Origin of the sequence: Mesorhizobium sp. M8A.F.Ca.ET.208.01.1.1 (genome assembly GCF_004791315.1) — a bacterium.
Classification (GTDB): Bacteria; Pseudomonadota; Alphaproteobacteria; order Rhizobiales; family Rhizobiaceae; genus Mesorhizobium.
Map to the genome: position 1 here is coordinate 22,497 of NZ_SRUT01000009.1, position 15,369 is coordinate 37,865.

General features: G+C 62.7%; 12 protein-coding genes. 6 read left to right on the forward strand and 6 right to left on the reverse strand.

Going from position 1 to position 15,369, the window contains the following annotated elements:
• Positions 1-21: 21 nt before the first annotated feature.
• Positions 22-993: an ornithine cyclodeaminase family protein gene (locus tag EN851_RS28240; protein ID WP_135930467.1), complete on the forward strand. Its 972-nt coding sequence runs from the start codon at positions 22-24 to the stop codon at positions 991-993.
• 259 nt (positions 994-1,252) lie between these two features.
• On the opposite strand, the gene EN851_RS28245 is transcribed toward EN851_RS28240, so the two are convergent.
• Positions 1,253-2,446 (reverse strand): class I SAM-dependent methyltransferase, encoded by a 1,194-nt coding sequence (locus EN851_RS28245; protein WP_135930468.1) that lies wholly within the window; start codon positions 2,444-2,446, stop codon positions 1,253-1,255.
• Positions 2,447-2,564: 118 nt separating this feature from the next.
• Here EN851_RS28245 and EN851_RS28250 point away from each other — a divergent pair, with 118 nt between their 5' ends.
• From EN851_RS28250 to EN851_RS28260, 3 genes are read left to right on the forward strand one after another with little or no spacing between them, the layout of a single operon-like run.
• Entirely contained in the window at positions 2,565-3,860 is a 1,296-nt protein-coding gene (locus EN851_RS28250) for a site-specific DNA-methyltransferase (RefSeq protein WP_135930469.1), read from the forward strand.
• Positions 3,857-6,103, forward strand: coding sequence for an ATP-binding protein (locus tag EN851_RS28255; protein WP_135930470.1), 2,247 nt, complete (start codon positions 3,857-3,859; stop codon positions 6,101-6,103). The genes EN851_RS28250 and EN851_RS28255 overlap by 4 nt, the downstream gene beginning before the upstream one ends.
• Positions 6,100-7,353 (forward strand): hypothetical protein, encoded by a 1,254-nt coding sequence (locus EN851_RS28260; RefSeq protein WP_135930471.1) that lies wholly within the window; start codon positions 6,100-6,102, stop codon positions 7,351-7,353. Before EN851_RS28255 ends, EN851_RS28260 begins: the two co-directional genes overlap by 4 nt.
• Positions 7,354-7,724: 371 nt before the next feature.
• On the opposite strand, the gene EN851_RS28265 is transcribed toward EN851_RS28260, so the two are convergent.
• From EN851_RS28265 to EN851_RS28280, 4 genes are all read right to left on the reverse strand, one after another.
• Entirely contained in the window at positions 7,725-7,970 is a 246-nt protein-coding gene (locus tag EN851_RS28265) for a MoaD/ThiS family protein (protein WP_135930472.1), read from the reverse strand.
• Between the two features lie 169 nt (positions 7,971-8,139).
• Entirely contained in the window at positions 8,140-10,404 is a 2,265-nt protein-coding gene (locus EN851_RS28270; RefSeq protein WP_135930473.1) for a xanthine dehydrogenase family protein molybdopterin-binding subunit, read from the reverse strand.
• A 1-nt stretch (position 10,405) separates the two neighbouring features.
• The gene (locus tag EN851_RS28275) at positions 10,406-10,882 is read right to left on the reverse strand and encodes a (2Fe-2S)-binding protein (RefSeq protein ID WP_127277000.1); all 477 of its coding nucleotides are present in this window, start codon (positions 10,880-10,882) and stop codon (positions 10,406-10,408) included.
• The gene (locus tag EN851_RS28280; RefSeq protein ID WP_135930474.1) at positions 10,882-11,742 is read right to left on the reverse strand and encodes a xanthine dehydrogenase family protein subunit M; all 861 of its coding nucleotides are present in this window, start codon (positions 11,740-11,742) and stop codon (positions 10,882-10,884) included. Before EN851_RS28280 ends, EN851_RS28275 begins: the two co-directional genes overlap by 1 nt.
• Before the next feature lie 328 nt (positions 11,743-12,070).
• Between EN851_RS28280 and EN851_RS28285 the strand changes: the two genes are divergently transcribed.
• Positions 12,071-13,219, forward strand: coding sequence for an amidohydrolase (locus tag EN851_RS28285; protein ID WP_135930475.1), 1,149 nt, complete (start codon positions 12,071-12,073; stop codon positions 13,217-13,219).
• Positions 13,220-13,221: 2 nt separating this feature from the next.
• Here EN851_RS28285 and EN851_RS28290 read toward each other — a convergent pair whose 3' ends face one another.
• Positions 13,222-14,640: a PLP-dependent aminotransferase family protein gene (locus tag EN851_RS28290; protein ID WP_245520823.1), complete on the reverse strand. Its 1,419-nt coding sequence runs from the start codon at positions 14,638-14,640 to the stop codon at positions 13,222-13,224.
• A gap of 85 nt (positions 14,641-14,725) precedes the next feature.
• Here EN851_RS28290 and EN851_RS28295 point away from each other — a divergent pair, with 85 nt between their 5' ends.
• Positions 14,726-15,352, forward strand: a complete 627-nt coding sequence (locus EN851_RS28295; protein ID WP_135930476.1) for an FMN-binding negative transcriptional regulator — start codon at positions 14,726-14,728, stop codon at positions 15,350-15,352.
• Positions 15,353-15,369 lie beyond the last annotated feature (17 nt).

Sequence of the window (15,369 nt, forward strand, 5' to 3'; positions counted from 1 at the left end):
GATCCCATGAGGAATGACAGGATGAACAACCAACTCTTGGCCGCCGAAACCTTGCCCTATCTGTCATCGGCGCTGCTCGACCGCCTGTCGATCTCGACAGTCGACATGGTCGACGAGATCGAACGCCAGATATCAGGCCAGAGGCGCGGCGAAGTCTGGTGCGCGCCGAAGGCGGTCGTGCTGCCGGGCGACGACCGCTACATCATGGCGACGCTTGGCGTTGCGTCGACGCCGCCGGTGCTCGCCACCAAGGCGCTGGTCGTCAATCCGCGCAACGCCGGGCGCGGACTGCCCACGCTGAATTCGCTGATCACGCTGCTCGACGCCGAAACCGGCCTGCCGCTTGCCCTGGTCGACGGCAATTGGGTGACCGAGAAACGCACGGCCGCCTTGAGCGCCGTCGCCGCCAGGCAAATGGCCAGAAGCGAAGCGTCGTCCCTGGCCTTCATCGGCTGCGGGGTGCAAGCGCGTGGACATTTAGAGACATTCGCCGACCTCTTCCCCTTGCGCGAAATCCGCGCCTTCGGCCGCGGCACCGCCAACCGCGACGCACTGTGCCAGATGGCGCGCTCGCGCGGCCTGCAAGCAATCCCCTGCGACACGGCACAGGCTGCGATCGAAGGCGCCGACATGGTGGTGACGACGGTGACCCTGGTGCCCAAACCCGAACCGTTCCTCGACGCCAACTGGCTGAAGCCGGGAAGCTTCACCGTGATGACCGACCAGGCCCTGCCCTGGCTGCCCGAAACGATGCCCCGCTTCGACCGCATTGTCGTCGATGATTTGGAGCAGGAGAGAAATATGACCAAGCCCATGGTTGATCCAGCGCTGGTTGTGGGTGACCTGACGGGGCTGGTCTGCGGCGATTTTGCGGGGCGGCAGGACGCGGGCGAGACGACGGCGTTTGTTTTCCGGGGGCTGGCGGTGGGAGATCTGGCGGTGGCGGGGTTGGTGTATATGCGGGCGCAGGCGGCGGGGGTGGTTGGGACGTAGGGCAAGGGAGGGAACGGCCGCGAAGGCGTGGCGGAGGATGCGGTGCTGGCGGGCAAGCGCGAGATCGAGGTGGGGATTGGCGCGATTACGGCGACGTTGAGGGCGCGGCAGACGTTTTTGTTGTGAGGCTGCGGTAACCGGTGGTCGACCTGAATGGCTGCTTTGCGCCCTCATTCGAGTCGTTCACGCCTCCATTTCGGTTTTCCAAAAGCTCCACTTGCATTGGTGCTCTGAGCCCCTGCCTTCGTTACGTCAGTGGTTATGAACCTTTGCGGCAAACGAGCACCGTCTCGGTCCTCATCCTTTTCGAGAGACTGGCACCCGAGACCGGAAGATAGCGGCTCGCGATAGGCAAGTCTCGTTCCCTTGTCTCGATAACCGTCATCCCGGCACGTGCAGCGGAAGTTGCGACCCCGTCGGCGTTATTGATAAACCTGCCCTTTATGCAGCTGTTGCCGACCACGAAAGTTGCCCTGCCGCCAGGCTTCAGCACCCTTTGGACCTCGGCGGTCATGTCCAAGAGGTCCAGGGCGTAACGCGAAATGACTCCTTCTAGCCTGCTAGACAGAAGTTCAGTTCCGCGCATCGCCGTGGCGACCGCGGCGAGTTCTACATTCCGTGCGTGTGCGTCCGCCGCACGCTCCGCTCCGATGGCGCTGGATCTGACATTTCTCAGATCGGGAATCGAATGGCCCAGCCAGACTAAGGACATGCGGTGGCCACGCATGTAGTCGATGGCGTTTAGATAGGGCGGCGATGTGATCACAGCGTCGACACAGCCATCTGCCAAAGCGAGAGCCCGAGCATCGCCACGATGCACCCGAGCATTTCCTTTTGGCGGATTCTCGAGCAGTCGCTTCTTCAGTTGCGCGACGGACCGCTCGAAATTCGGCAGGACCTTGTAGTCGGACACGGTGGCGACCCTGTGTGGGCGACTGTGCGAGGTGTCCCGAGCAAGTGAAGCGCCCTGTTCTTTAGTGATGATGATACGACTGAAGGCGACCCGTAAAACATCGAGAGCGGCGCATGCGCCGTGAGTCGTGTCTTCACCGCCGGCCAAATGAAGTGCAGCCGCGATACGTGCGAGTTCACCCTTTTGCGCAGGGTGAAACCAGTAGTCTACGAACTGGGTGGTCTCAGCGCCCGCCTGCCAGGCTAGGCCAGGTATATCGTCTCCGTAACCGGCCACTGTACGAAGAAGCTGTTCGAGGGCCTGGTCTATGTCTTCGATGGCGACTTCAGTAGTCCAGGCACGGCTCATGAGTACCGCAAGAGGATCGAGATCGTAACCCAGAGCGGTGTGCCCCCGCTCAAGAGCCTGGCGAACCACGGTGCCTGAGCCAACCATCGGGTCGAGTACGACACTTCCCTCCGGAAGATGCTCCAGAGACACCAGCGCCAAGTCCGGCGCCATCCGAGCGGGGAATGGGTGGATTGATTGAACGGCTTTCATCGGGCTTTCCGAGAAACGAGGTACGAGCCTACCGACAGCCCGACAGGATGTAAGGACTTGATAACCACCAATAATCTACAATTGACGTGCAATAGACGACCTCAGCCAAGTGCCCCTGATGCTTCTCATAGAAGACGACGTGTCCGATTTTTCTCCGGCACGGTGGAAGTATAATCGGCTGAATTTTGCGCCCGTATCGGCCGACTGGACCGAATCCGCATCACCCGAATCGAAGATACACCGAATTCACGCGTATCCCGCAAGATTTCCCGCGTTCCTCGTGCAGAGGTCCATTGATTATGCACAGGCTGAAGGCGTGCACGTGGGTCGAGTCGGCGACATATTCTGTGGCAGCGGGACGGTGGCATACGAAGCCGCATCTCGGAACTATTCCTTCTGGGGATGCGACATCAACCCCGTCGCAACCATGATCGCTCAGGTGAAGGCGAAGCACCGTGATCCTGAGGAATTTCTCCGTATCGCAGCAGAGATCGTGGAACGGTGCGATCGGTCGTCCACCCGCCCCTCGCTGTCCGAGACGGCTTTGGAGAGGCTTGTCCCGTGGTTTGAGGCTTCACAGTTCGAAGAACTCGGGAAGCTGCGCAACGCCATTGCGCAAGTGGTCGGCGACGACGATGACACTGCCTTGGCATTCGAATGCGCATTTTCGGCGATACTGAAGCCTGTCTCGAGATGGAAGAGCCGCTCGACAAAACCGGCGAAGGATCCATCCAAGGTGCCGGTTGCAGTGCTCGAAGCGTTCAAGCGACAATGCAGGACCATGGCTGAAGCATGGGCGGAAGCAGGCGCTGCGCACCCACCAGAAGCCGAAATTGTCCGCGCTAACATCGCGGATGTGGCACGACCCGTCGTGCCGATCGACCTCATCGTGACGAGCCCCCCATACGCCCTGTCATATGAATATGCAGACCTGCACCAGCTCTCTATGCTTTGGCTCGGCTTCGCTGACGACCACCGTGTCCTTCGCGCAGACGTCATCGGAACAAACACCCGCAGAACCGACCTTATGTCGGCTGTGAGAATGCTAAATTCGGTAGGCATACAAGTGGTTTTCAGCCTTTTCGAAAGAGACAAGTCGCTGGCAGGAGCTGCCGCGACTTACTTCCTAGACATGCAAAAAGCCGTACTACGGTGCTTCGAGTTCTTGCGACCGAGAGGAATTTCTGTTTTCGTGGTAGGAAATACCCAACTTCAGGGTATCCGAATCGACAACGCAAACCATCTCGTGGAGAGTCTTCTGGAATCCGGCTTCGTCAATGTACGTGTTGTCAAGCGACAACTATCGAATAAGCCAAACACACCATATAGGCTGTCGAACGGCCGGCTGTCCGCATCGCCCACGCCAATGCGGATCTACGCAGAGGAATACATCGTGATGGCACAGCGTCCATGAGTCCTAAGCCGCTCAAGTTCAAGCCGTATGCACGCCTGTTGACCATGCTCGGGGATCAGTTGATCCGGAACGAGCAGGTCGCACTTTCAGAACTTATCAAGAATGCCTATGACGCCGATGCCACATGGGTGAAAGTCACCTTTGAGGGTTTCGACGGCAGCTTCCGTGCCGGCACCGACGCCAAGATCGTGGTGGAGGATGACGGGCAGGGAATGTCCAGTGACGTCATCGAAAACCATTGGGCGAACCCCGCCACCCCGCTCAAGTTGATGGACAAGAATGCCAATCGCCGCACGACGCCGAGCGGTCGTATCGTCCAAGGCGAAAAGGGCATCGGTCGGTTTGCGCTTCTTAAGCTGGGCCGCGACGTCAAGATGACGACTAGGCCGACCGGATCGCCGGACGAGAACGTTCTCGAGCTCAAGCTAGCCGATTTCAACGAGAATTTCATACAAGGCAACCGAGCCATGTTTCTCGACGAGCTGGAGCTTGAGCTCGAGACCGTCTCACCTGCGAAAACGATCGTTCAGGAGGATGTGGATTTAGGCGGACGGATGACGCCACGCCGTCCGCAGGGAACTCGGATTGAGATTTCTCCGCCGGTCGGCCGTTGGACACGGGCGAAGGTAACAAAGGTATATGAAGAGCTCACGCGGTTGCAGTCGATCTTCCCCGGGGAGCAGAACAGTGAGCCGTCGGGACACGAAAACTTCGCCGTCTACGTCTACCGGGACAAAACCTACGAACCTCTAGGCACCGACAAGCGTGAGCGCCTCGAAGTGCTGATGAGCGATAACGCGGTCTTTCGAATTGTGGGGAGGTACGATGAAAATGACCGTGCGTTCCATTTTGACATAGACGGGCAATTGCAGGATCTCAAGCTCGTTGATCCAGAGGTGTCCGGTCTCGCAGTCTTCCGGGATTATCTCAAGGGTTTGGATCTGAAGCCCGATCAGGTAGACCAGTTGCGAACGGAGTGCGGGTCGTTCGGTTTTTCCTTTTTCGTCTTCGATTTCAGCAACGATGCCAAAGGAAAGCACCAGCTAAACAAAGATGACAAGGAGCTCATCAAAAACCATCGCATCTATCTGTATCGCGATGACATCCGCGTGTATCCGTACGGCGATCCTGATGACGACTGGCTGCTGATCGACGTGCGCCGCGGCACAGTCCGCGCCAGCGAGTTCCTGAGCAACGACCAAGTCGTGGGCTTCGTGAAGATTTCCCAGGAGGGCAATCCCGACCTTAGAGACAAAACCAGCCGTGAGGGCCTGGTAGACACGGGCCGTGCCGTTGAAGATTTCCGGTCGCTGCTTCAAACCTTCTTGGCTTGGGTTCGGAAGACCCCTTACAATCAATACAAGCAGCGATCGCAGAAATCGCAGGACGTCGACGTTTTCCGTAGCGGGAAAGTCCAGTCCTTAATGGACGACGCCATCACTGCCGCCGCAGCTGAACATGTTCCGCCTGTAGTGCGCGAAAAGCTCTCGGAGGCAAACCGCCAATATAAGGCGGAGCGCCGATATCTGGTTCAACGCGCGGAGAACACCGAGCATCTTGCTGGGGTGGGCCTCTCTGTCGAAGCCGCGTCCCACGACCTAATGATCGCCATGCAGCGCGTCATGGCTGCGATCGACCGCCTGATTGTGCAATGTGATAGCGATGCCAAGATCGACAAAGAGGCACTGCGCGCGGAACTACTCGCGATGCGTGGACTGCTGAGCTTCATCCAGTCGCAGATGGCGGACATGCAGATGCTGTTTCGGTCGACGAAACAGCGACGTAAGGATATCCGTGTCTCGGAACTGGTCGAAAAAGTCGCCAAAATCTTTAGGTCGCTGCTAGAAAGGCACTCCATACAAGTGACCGTGGAGAGCACGGGCTCGCCTCTTGTCGCGAAGACGACCGATGCCGTTCTTCTTCAGCTGCTTTTGAACTTATTCGATAATTCAACATACTGGTTACAGAGCGCGCCTCAGCCTCGCGAAATAGAGATCCTGCTGGACGGAGACGCAGGCAGGATGATCTTCGCCGATAGCGGACCTGGTTTCCGGGAAGAGGACCTGCCGTATCTGTTTGAGCCCTTCTACTCAGGGAAGGGCGAAGAAGGTCGCGGGCTCGGTCTTTACATCGCCCGGCAACTGCTTGAGCGGCATGAATACTCGATAGACATAGCAGGCAGTGACCAACGAATTCTCAAGGGGGCTAATCTGGTGGTTTCTTTCGTCAAGGGTCAGGCATGACCGACGCCGTTCCAAACCTTTTCAAAGGTATCGCGGTCGTCATCGATAACGGCATCCAGACCGAGGACGCCATAAAGAGGATATTGCAGAATATCCGCGATGCAGGGGGCCACGCGATTGAGCTACCCGCGCTCCCTCCAATCGAGTATGACCTTGAGCATTTTTCTCGGGCGTCGTTCTTTATCATGGACTGGAACCTAGCCAATGACGGCGGGGGGCCTCTGGAAGCTGGCGTGCGCTTACCTGCGGGCCTGCATGAGGAAATGATCGCGGACAACATCGCGTTCCTGAAACGGCTAAGCCAGAGCCGTCACGCTCCGGTGTTCATCTTTTCCAACGAAGATCCGGACTCGATCGTCGAGGAACTCCGAGCAGATAAGGACCTGCACCGCAGCGTGGAAGAGTCGCATATCCTCGTGATGCGGAAATCCGATGTCGTTGATAAGCTATATTCGGTTCTGGAAGACTATGCGCAGAGCAACCCGTCGGTGCTTACGCTCAAAACCTGGGAGCGGAATTATATCCGCGCCGCCAACGACCTTTTCATCGATCTACACAACCGCACCCCCTTTTGGCCGGTACTGGTCTGGCAGACGTTTGGGGCCGATGAGGTCCCTCCCGAGGTGGAGATGAACAAGCTTCTTAACCGCCTCGTAGAATCCCGCATGGCTTTTCTGGACGTCGACCTGGAGCCTTTCACGAAGGACGTCGCTGAACATAAGGCGAAGGACGAAGAAGCATACCGCGCGTCTGTCTTTCGCGTGCTAGAGGGCGAGCGCTTCCTCCGCAACGACCGCCTGAAGCCGGACTACTATGCGCCCGGAGATATCTTCGCGACCAAGGTCAGCGACACCCAGACCTCACACTGGATGAACGTCCGGGCAGAGTGCGACTGTCTCCGTGGGGGCGAAGATCATCAGCTCTATCTCTTGAAGGTTCAGGAAGTCACGGACGTTGAGACCCGCATCGACGCTGCTTACGGCATCATCAAGAACGAGAAGGACAACGAAACCTTCGTCTTCGCGATGATGGATGGCAAAACTTTCACGGTGAAGTTCAAGGACATGAAGATCAAGACGCTAAAGCAACTTGGAGCCGATAAAAGCGAGCGGATCGGCCGTCTGCTGCCGCCGTTTGTCACACGAGTGCAGCAGCGGTATTCGACTTATATGCAGCGCCCGGGTCTCCCACGGATACCTCCAATGTTCTATCAAACTGAAAGGGCTGACGAACGTCAGGTCAGGTCGTGAGCTGACGGCGACGCCCTCCATTCCCGTGGATCGTCCAACTGTAGCATTCGCTAACGCAGACTAGGTCAAGGTGCCGAAATCCGAGGCAGATGCTGTGCTTGCGTCAGCTCTTTCCTCAGGCATTTCCGTCAAGGTCAATCGTGCGTCGCGCTGCTTCCGGTTCTGTACATGTCACGCCGCAACAGCGGCGGCTACGTCCGTAGTCGATTTGTCCCTTTGAGACTCATCTGTTTGCTTTGATCCCATATCCGCTGTTGGTTCCGCTGGTTACTAAATGTCCGGTATCGACAATCTATTTTCCAACAGCTGCAAGTCTGCTCACGGCCCCTACCAAGACGTTAGAGCCAATGGCAGCGAGGCGCCCTGCCCCCTCACCCCCCCGCCAGCCGCGGCAGCAAAAATATCTCCGCCCCCGGCGGCAGCTTCTTCCCCCAAGTATCGCGATAGATCGTCCCGTCGATCGCCACCGCAATCCCGCGATCGATCCATGGCTCGAACCCGGGATACTGTTCAGCCAGCTTCCTGAACAGCTCCCTGATGTCCTTGGCCTCGACCTCGACCTTGCTCTTGCCCCCGGCAAGCTGGCTCAGCGCGCCCCAAAGGGTGACTTCGACCATCGGCGCTACGGTGTGCTGATATTCAGGTGAGGCCGGCCTGCAAATGGCAGGTTCCTGCGCTTCCGGTGCTCACGTACTTCAAGTACGCTCCGCTCCGGTTCTCGGAACCCGCCACTTTCGGCTCGGCCTGACCAGAATCTCAACACACCTTATCCCTAGCTTTCGCCCTCTACCCTTCCCGTTCCGCCTCGATCGCCGCCAGGATGCGTGGCGGCGACATCGGGATGTGGGTCATGCGCACGCCGGCCGCGTTCGAGACCGCGTTGGCGATCGCCGCCAGCGGCGGCACGATCGAGGTTTCGCCGACGCCGCGCACGCCATAGGGGTGGTTGGGGTTGGGGATTTCCAGGATCTGCGTGTCGATCATCGGCAGGTCGGAGCAGACCGGGATGCGGTAGTCGAGGAAGCCGGCGTTCTGCAGCCGGCCGTCCTTGCCGTAAATATACTCCTCGTTGAGCGCCCAGCCGATGCCTTGCGCGGCACCGCCCTGGTACTGGCCCTCGACATAGGTCGGGTGCACCGCCTTGCCGGCATCCTGCACCACCGTGTAGCGGATCACCCTGGTCGCGCCCGTCTCGGGGTCGACCTCGACGTCGCATATATGGGTGGCGAAGGAGACGCCGGCGCCGTCGGCGACGAGTTCGCTGTGGCCGGCGATCGGCCCGCCCGTGGTGCCGGACTTGGCCGCGATCTCCTTCAGCGACAGTTTTCCGAGATTGCCGTGCTTGTCGCCCTTGGCGACCGCGTGGCCCTGTTCCCAGACGACGTCGTCGACGGAAATATCCCACATCTGCGCGGCGCGCTCGCGCAGGATCTTGATCGCGTTGCGGGCGGCCGAGATGGTCGCCATCGAGGACGAGAAGGTGCCGCGGCTGCCGTCGGTCATGTCGTTGTAGCCGAGGCTCGACGTGTCGGCGACCACCGCCTTGAGCTGGGCATAGTCGATGCCCAGTTCCTCCGCCGCCACCAGCGACAGCGAGGCGCGGGAACCACCGACATCGACGGTACCCACGGCGAGCGACACCGAGCCGTCCATGCCGATGTTCAGGTCGACGCAGGTCTGGCCGCCGAAATTGAACCAGAAGCCGCAGGCCATGCCGCGCCCCTGGTTCTTCTTCAGGGGCGCCTTCATGTGCGCATGGGCCTTCACCGCTTCCAGCGTCGGGCCGATGCCGATCGGGCCGTAGACCGGGCCGTAGGACGAGCGCGTGCCTTCCTGGGCGGCGTTCCTGATGCGGAACTCGACCGGGTCCATGCCGAGCTCCTTGGCGAGCTCGTCGACAGCACTTTCCACCGCGAAGGCCGCCATCGGCGCCGAGGGCGCGCGATAGGCGGCGGTCTTCGGCCGGTTGACCAGCACTTCGTAGCCGACGGTCTTGACGTTATCGAGACGATAGCAGGCGAACGCCGTCATGGCGCCGATCTCGGCCCATGAACCGGCATAGGGGCCGGCGGAATAGCGCAGCGTGGCTTCCGCGGCCGTGATGGTGCCGTCCTTGCGGGCGCCGATCTTGACGTCGATCGAGGTGGCGCTGGTTGGCCCCGAGGCGCGGAACACCTCGTCGCGCGTCATCACCAGCTTCACCGGGCGGCCGGCTTTGCGCGACAGGGCAAGCGCCACCGGCTCGGCCCAGACATGGGTCTTGCCGCCGAAGCCGCCGCCGATCTCCGACGAGGTGACGCGCAGCTTCGAGGCTTCCATGCCGAGCAGCTGGGCGCAGTGCTGGCGGTAGACGAAATGGCCCTGCGTGCAGACCCAGAGGTCCGCGGTGCCGTCGGAGCTGACATTGGCCACGCAGGCATGCGGCTCGATATAGCCCTGGTGCGTCTGCTCGGTCTTGAACGAGCGCTCGACGATGAAGTCGGCGTGCCCAAAACCCTGATGCACGTCGCCATGGCCAAACTGGCTGCGCTTGGTGACGTTGGACGGCTTGACCGGCTTTTCCTCCAGCCCCTCGGTGAAGACCGTGTCGTTGATCAGCGGGGCGTGATGCTGCATCGCCTCGTCGACGTCGGTGACATGCGGCAGCACCTCGTAGTCGACCACGATCAACTTCAGCGCCTGCCTGGCGGTGTGGGCATCGATCGCGGCGACCGCGGCCACCGCGTGGCCGTCATAGAGCGCCTTGGTGCGCGCCATGCAATTGTCGAGGATGTCGTACATGGCGGCATCGCCATCGGTGAGATCAGGCAGGTCTTTCGCCGTAATCACCGCCTTGACGCCCGCAAGCGCTTCCGCTTTCGAGGTGTCGATCTTCCTGATCTTGGCATGCGCGTGCGGGCTGCGCAGCACGCGGCCGACCAGCTGGCCGGCCATGTTGAAGTCGGCGCCGTAGCGGGCGCGGCCGGTCACCTTGTCGACGCCGTCGGGACGGATCGGGCGCGTGCCGACGGAAGCGAATTTACGCCCCGAAAAACGCGGATCGAAATTCATCTCAGGCTCCCTTCATCACGATTGCCGCGTCCTGGACGGCGCGCACGATCTTGTCATAGCCGGTGCAGCGGCAGAGATTGCCGGCCAGGCCGAAGCGGATTTCCTCCTCGGTCGGGTCGGGGTTCTTGGCCAAGAGGTCCTTGGCCGCGATCAGGAAGCCGGGCGTGCAGATGCCGCATTGCAGCGCCGCATGCTCCAGGAACTTCTGCTGCAGCGGGTGCAGCTTGTCGCCATGCGCCATGCCCTCGACGGTCTCGATGCGCCGGCCTTCCGCTTCCGCGCCGAGCACCAGGCACGAACAGACCAGCCGGTCGTCGAGGATGACGCTGCAGGCGCCGCAGTCGCCCGTGCCGCAGCCTTCCTTGGCGCCGGTCAGCCCGAGCCGGTCGCGCAGCACGTCGAGCAGCGTCTCGTCGGGCTGGCAGAGATATTCAATCGTGTCGCCGTTGATCGTGGTTGAAACCGCTACGCCAGCCATCATTTGCCTCCTGCACGTGCATAGGCGGTCTGTGCGGCTCTCCTCGCCAGCACGCCCGCAACCTTGCGTCTGAATTCTATTGTGCCGCGCTTGTCGTCGATGGGGCGGCAGGCCCCGGCGCAGACCTTGGCCAGCCGCTCCAGCGCTGCTTCGTCGAGCTTGCGGCCGATCAGGGCCTCGGCCCCTTCCTCCACCAAAAGCACGGTCGGCGCCGCGGCGCCGATCGCCACGCGGGCCGCCGTCACGACGCCCGCCTCGTCCAGCGTCAGGTTGACGCCGGCGCTGACCACGGCGATGTCCATCTCCGTGCGCGGAATGAACCGCAGATACGCATCGGCCGACCGCGGCGCTTGGCTGCCGAGCAGGATCGCCTCGATGATCTCGCCCTTGGCGAGCGATGTCCGGCCCGGCGCGGTCGGCACGGTCTCGACGGCAATGGTGCGCTTGCCCGACGGGCCGACGACCACTGCCTTCGCACCTGCCGCCACCAGCGCCGGCACGCTGTCTGCCGCCGGCGAGGCGTTGCATAGATTGCCAACAATTGTGCAACGTCCCTGCACCTGCTTGGAACCGATCAGCTTCGCCGCCTCGACGACGCCTGGCCATGCTTTCTTGAGCGCGGCGTTCTCGCCCAGCACCGCGCAAGGCACGGCGGCACCGATGCTGAAGCCGTCGGCGGTTTCCTTGATGTCGCGCAGGCCGGCGATCGACTTGATGTCGATGATCAGTTCGGGTTCGACAAAGCCGCCCTTCATCCTCACCAGGAGGTCGCTGCCTCCGGCAAGGATGGCGGCCGGGCCGGCCGATCCGGCCAGTTGGCCGACGGCGTCTTCGATTGAAAGCGGACGTATGTAGCGCATCGTCTCCCCTTGGTATGGCGATTTCAGCGACCGTTATAAACAATCGTCTCATAATGACCATCCGGTTCGTAGGCCAAGGCGATTGGGCCAGATGGCAAGATGCGCCGGTGCAACGGGTCTTGACCGCGCCTTGTCGGGCGCCGATCCTCCCGGCCAAAGGGAGGAGCTTCCGGTTAAGACTACACGCTGGACCCGTTCAAGGCGCTCTGCCCCAACCGCGTGAAATAACGGGTGCGAAGGTTTCTGGCCCGCCAAAGCCCGGAAGTTGGACCGTGGCCGGCACGGCCGTTTATCGCTAGCACGGGAATGCAGCGGAGGCGCGAAACCCATGACCCTGACCAATCGCGATATTGTCGAACTGACCGAGTGGCGGCGCAAGCTGCACCGGCAGCCGGAAATCTCGAACGAGGAGGAGAAGACGGCTGAAGCGGTCGTCGCCTTCCTCGCCGACACAGGGCCGGACAAGGTGCTGACCGGGCTGGGCGGGCACGGCGTCGCGGCCATCTACGACAGCGGCAAAAACGGACCGACCGTCCTGTTTCGTTCCGAACTCGATGCGTTGCCGATCGAGGAACTGTCGGGCGTGCCGCATGCCTCGCAAGTGCCGGGCAAGTCGCATATGTGCGGCCATGACGGACACACCGCGATCCTGGCAGCGCTTGGCCGCCAGTTCGGCCGCGAGCGGCCGGCCAGCGGCCGTGTCGTGCTGATCTTCCAGCCGGCGGAGGAAACCGGCAATGGCGCGGCCGGCGTCGTCGCCGATCCCCGCTTCGGCGAGATCGCGCCGGATTTTGCCTTCTCGCTGCACAATCTGCCCGGCGTGCCGTTCGGCGAGGTCAGGCTCAAGCCCGGCGTGGTCAACTGCGCCTCGCGCGGCATGCGCATCGTGCTGGAAGGCAAGACCGCGCACTCCTCCATGCCCGAGACCGGAACCTCGCCCATGCCGGCGATCTCGGAGCTGATGCCGGCTTTGCCCGCGCTCGGCCGCGCGACCTTCGCCGATGACGACTTCTCCATGGTCACCGTCACCCACGCTGAGATGGGCGAAGCCGTGTTCGGCATCGCGCCCGCCCATGCCGAGGTCTGGGCGACGCTGCGCACCCGCCGCGACGAGCGCATGGCGGACCTCTGCGCCGCCGCCGAAACGCTGGTCAAGGAGATTGCCGGCCGGCACCGCCTCTCGGCCAGGTGGGACTATCACGAGATCTTCGTCGCCAGCGTCAACGCGCCCGACGCGGTCGAGCATCTGCGGCGCGCCCTCGACGAAGAGAGCGTCGCGCATGGCGAGGAAGCCCTGCCGATGCGCGCCTCGGAAGATTTCGGCCTGTTCGGCCACAGCGCCTCCTCGGCGATGTTCTTTCTCGGCGCCGGCGAACGCCACCCTGCCCTGCACAATCCCGACTACGACTTTCCCGACGACCTGATTCCGATCGGCTCGAAGATCTTCATGCGCACGGCGCGCAACCTTCTCGGCTGATTTCAGCGGAACCCGGCCAGCACCGCCGCCAGCACCGCCACGCCCTGCCGCAAGGCATCCACGTGGAGCCCGGCATAGCCGAGGATGAACCCCGCCGTGGCCGGCTGTGGCCCAGCCGGGTCGTAGAGCGGCGTCACCGGATGGAGGCCGATCCCGGCGGCCTGCGCGGCCGTGACGATCGAGGCAACGCGATCGGCGCCGACGCCGTTCACCCAGATGACCAGGTGCAGCCCGGTGTCGGCGCCCTCGATGGTGACCGATTGGCCGAGCTTGTCCGCCAGCGCCCGCAGCAGCAGCGCCCTTCGCTCGGCGTTCTTCCTGCGGATGGCGCGCACGTGGCGCTCGTAAGCGCCGCTGGCCAGCATGTCGGCCAGCGCGTCCTGCTCCAGCAGCGGCGAGTGCCGGTCCGTCAGGCGCTTGGCCGCGCTGAACGCCTGGCGCAGACCGGCGGGAACGACGAGATAGCCGAGCCGCAGCGTCGGCGACAGCGTCTTGGACAGCGTGCCGGCATAAATGACCATATCCGCGTCCAGCGTCTGCAACGGCGGGATGGGGGCGATGTCGTAGCGGTATTCGCCGTCGTAATCGTCCTCGATGACATAGGCGGCTTCCCGCGCCGCCCAGGCCAGCAGCGCGCGCCGGCGCGTCGCCGACAGGACGCCGCCGAGCGGAAACTGGTGCGAGGGCGTCACATAGGCGAGCCGCGCCGGCGGCAGCGCGTCCGTCCTCAGCCCGTCGCCGTCGACGGCAATGGGCATGGCGACACCGCCCGCCGCCGCGAAGGCCTGGCGGGCAAGCAGATAGCCGGGGTTTTCGATGACGAAGCGGTCTCCCGTATCGAGCAGCAGCCGGGCGCAGAGATCGAGCCCTTGCTGGGAGCCGTTGACGATCACGATCCGGTCCGGCGTGCAGGAGATGCCGCGCGCCCGCCAGAGATAGCCTTGCAGCGCGGCGCGCAGATCGGCCGAGCCCTGCGGATCGCCATAGGCCAGCCGCGCGCCGCCCCGCACGCTGGCCCTGTTCATCGCGCGCCGCCAGGCCAGAACCGGAAAGTCGGCGCCCGACAGATCGCCATAGCGGAAATCCGCGACCCGCGCCGGCTGCGCCAGGGCTGGCACCGGCAGGCCGAGCAGGCGTTGCGCGAAGGCCGAGAGGTGACGGGGCGCGGCCGCCATGGCGGGTTTGGGCGCCACCGCGGCCCCCAGCCCCTGCGCCACTTCAGCGCGCGCCCCGGCCCGCGAGATCAGATACCCCTCGGCGATGAGCTGGCTGTAGGCCGCCGTCACCGTCGTGCGCGACGCCCCCCATTCGGCGGCGAAGACCCGGGTCGACGGCAGACGGTCGCCAGGCTGATAGGCGCCGCCGTGGATCTGCTCCTTGATGGCCGCGATGATGCGGCGCGCGGCTCCGTCCTCATTCAACTGGACCACCTTAACTCTTCGAAACTGGATATTCCAACAGGCCAGATTGTCTGGCATCTGTGGCTGCAACGCAAGGAGTTCGACCATGTATACCCCGCCCGCCTTCCGCGACGACGACAAAGACAGCCTGATGGCGACGATCCGCGCCGCACGGCTGGCAAATCTGGTCACCGCCACGGCGGACGGGCCGCTGGCCACCCCCCTGCCGCTTTTTCTCGACGAGACGGAGGGTGAGCACGGCGTGATCCATGGCCATCTGGCCAGGGCCAACCCGCAGTGGCGTATTCCCGCGATTGGCGACGGGCTTGCCATCTTCATGGGGCCGGACGCCTATGTGACGCCGTCCTGGTACGCGACCAAGCAGGAAACCGGCAAGGTCGTGCCGACCTGGAACTACGCGGCCGTTCACGCCTACGGGCCGGTCGAGTTCTTCGACGATGCGGACAGGCTGCTGGAGGTCGTCACCCGGCTGACCAACCTGCATGAGGGTGCGCGCGATGCGCCGCGCTGGGCGGTGTCGGACGCGCCGCCCGACTTCATCCAGTCGCAGCTTCGCGGCATTGTCGGCCTGCGCATGCCGGTCGTGAGGCTCGAAGGCAAGCGCAAGATGAGCCAGAACCGCAACGCCGCCGACCGCGCCGGCGTCGCCGCCGGGCTGGCCGCGAGCGAACGGCCGTCCGACCGCGAGGTCTCCACCCTCATTCCGTCGTGAAGGCACGACGCCTCGCG

Coding starts and splice junctions, on each gene's coding strand:
- EN851_RS28240 (WP_135930467.1), top strand. CDS start 22: ATGAACAACCAACTCTTGGCCGCCGAAACCTTGCCCTATCTGTCATCG.
- EN851_RS28245 (WP_135930468.1), bottom strand. CDS start 2,446: ATGAAAGCCGTTCAATCAATCCACCCATTCCCCGCTCGGATGGCGCCG.
- EN851_RS28250 (WP_135930469.1), top strand. CDS start 2,565: ATGCTTCTCATAGAAGACGACGTGTCCGATTTTTCTCCGGCACGGTGG.
- EN851_RS28255 (WP_135930470.1), top strand. CDS start 3,857: ATGAGTCCTAAGCCGCTCAAGTTCAAGCCGTATGCACGCCTGTTGACC.
- EN851_RS28260 (WP_135930471.1), top strand. CDS start 6,100: ATGACCGACGCCGTTCCAAACCTTTTCAAAGGTATCGCGGTCGTCATC.
- EN851_RS28265 (WP_135930472.1), bottom strand. CDS start 7,970: ATGGTCGAAGTCACCCTTTGGGGCGCGCTGAGCCAGCTTGCCGGGGGC.
- EN851_RS28270 (WP_135930473.1), bottom strand. CDS start 10,404: ATGAATTTCGATCCGCGTTTTTCGGGGCGTAAATTCGCTTCCGTCGGC.
- EN851_RS28275 (WP_127277000.1), bottom strand. CDS start 10,882: ATGGCTGGCGTAGCGGTTTCAACCACGATCAACGGCGACACGATTGAA.
- EN851_RS28280 (WP_135930474.1), bottom strand. CDS start 11,742: ATGCGCTACATACGTCCGCTTTCAATCGAAGACGCCGTCGGCCAACTG.
- EN851_RS28285 (WP_135930475.1), top strand. CDS start 12,071: ATGACCCTGACCAATCGCGATATTGTCGAACTGACCGAGTGGCGGCGC.
- EN851_RS28295 (WP_135930476.1), top strand. CDS start 14,726: ATGTATACCCCGCCCGCCTTCCGCGACGACGACAAAGACAGCCTGATG.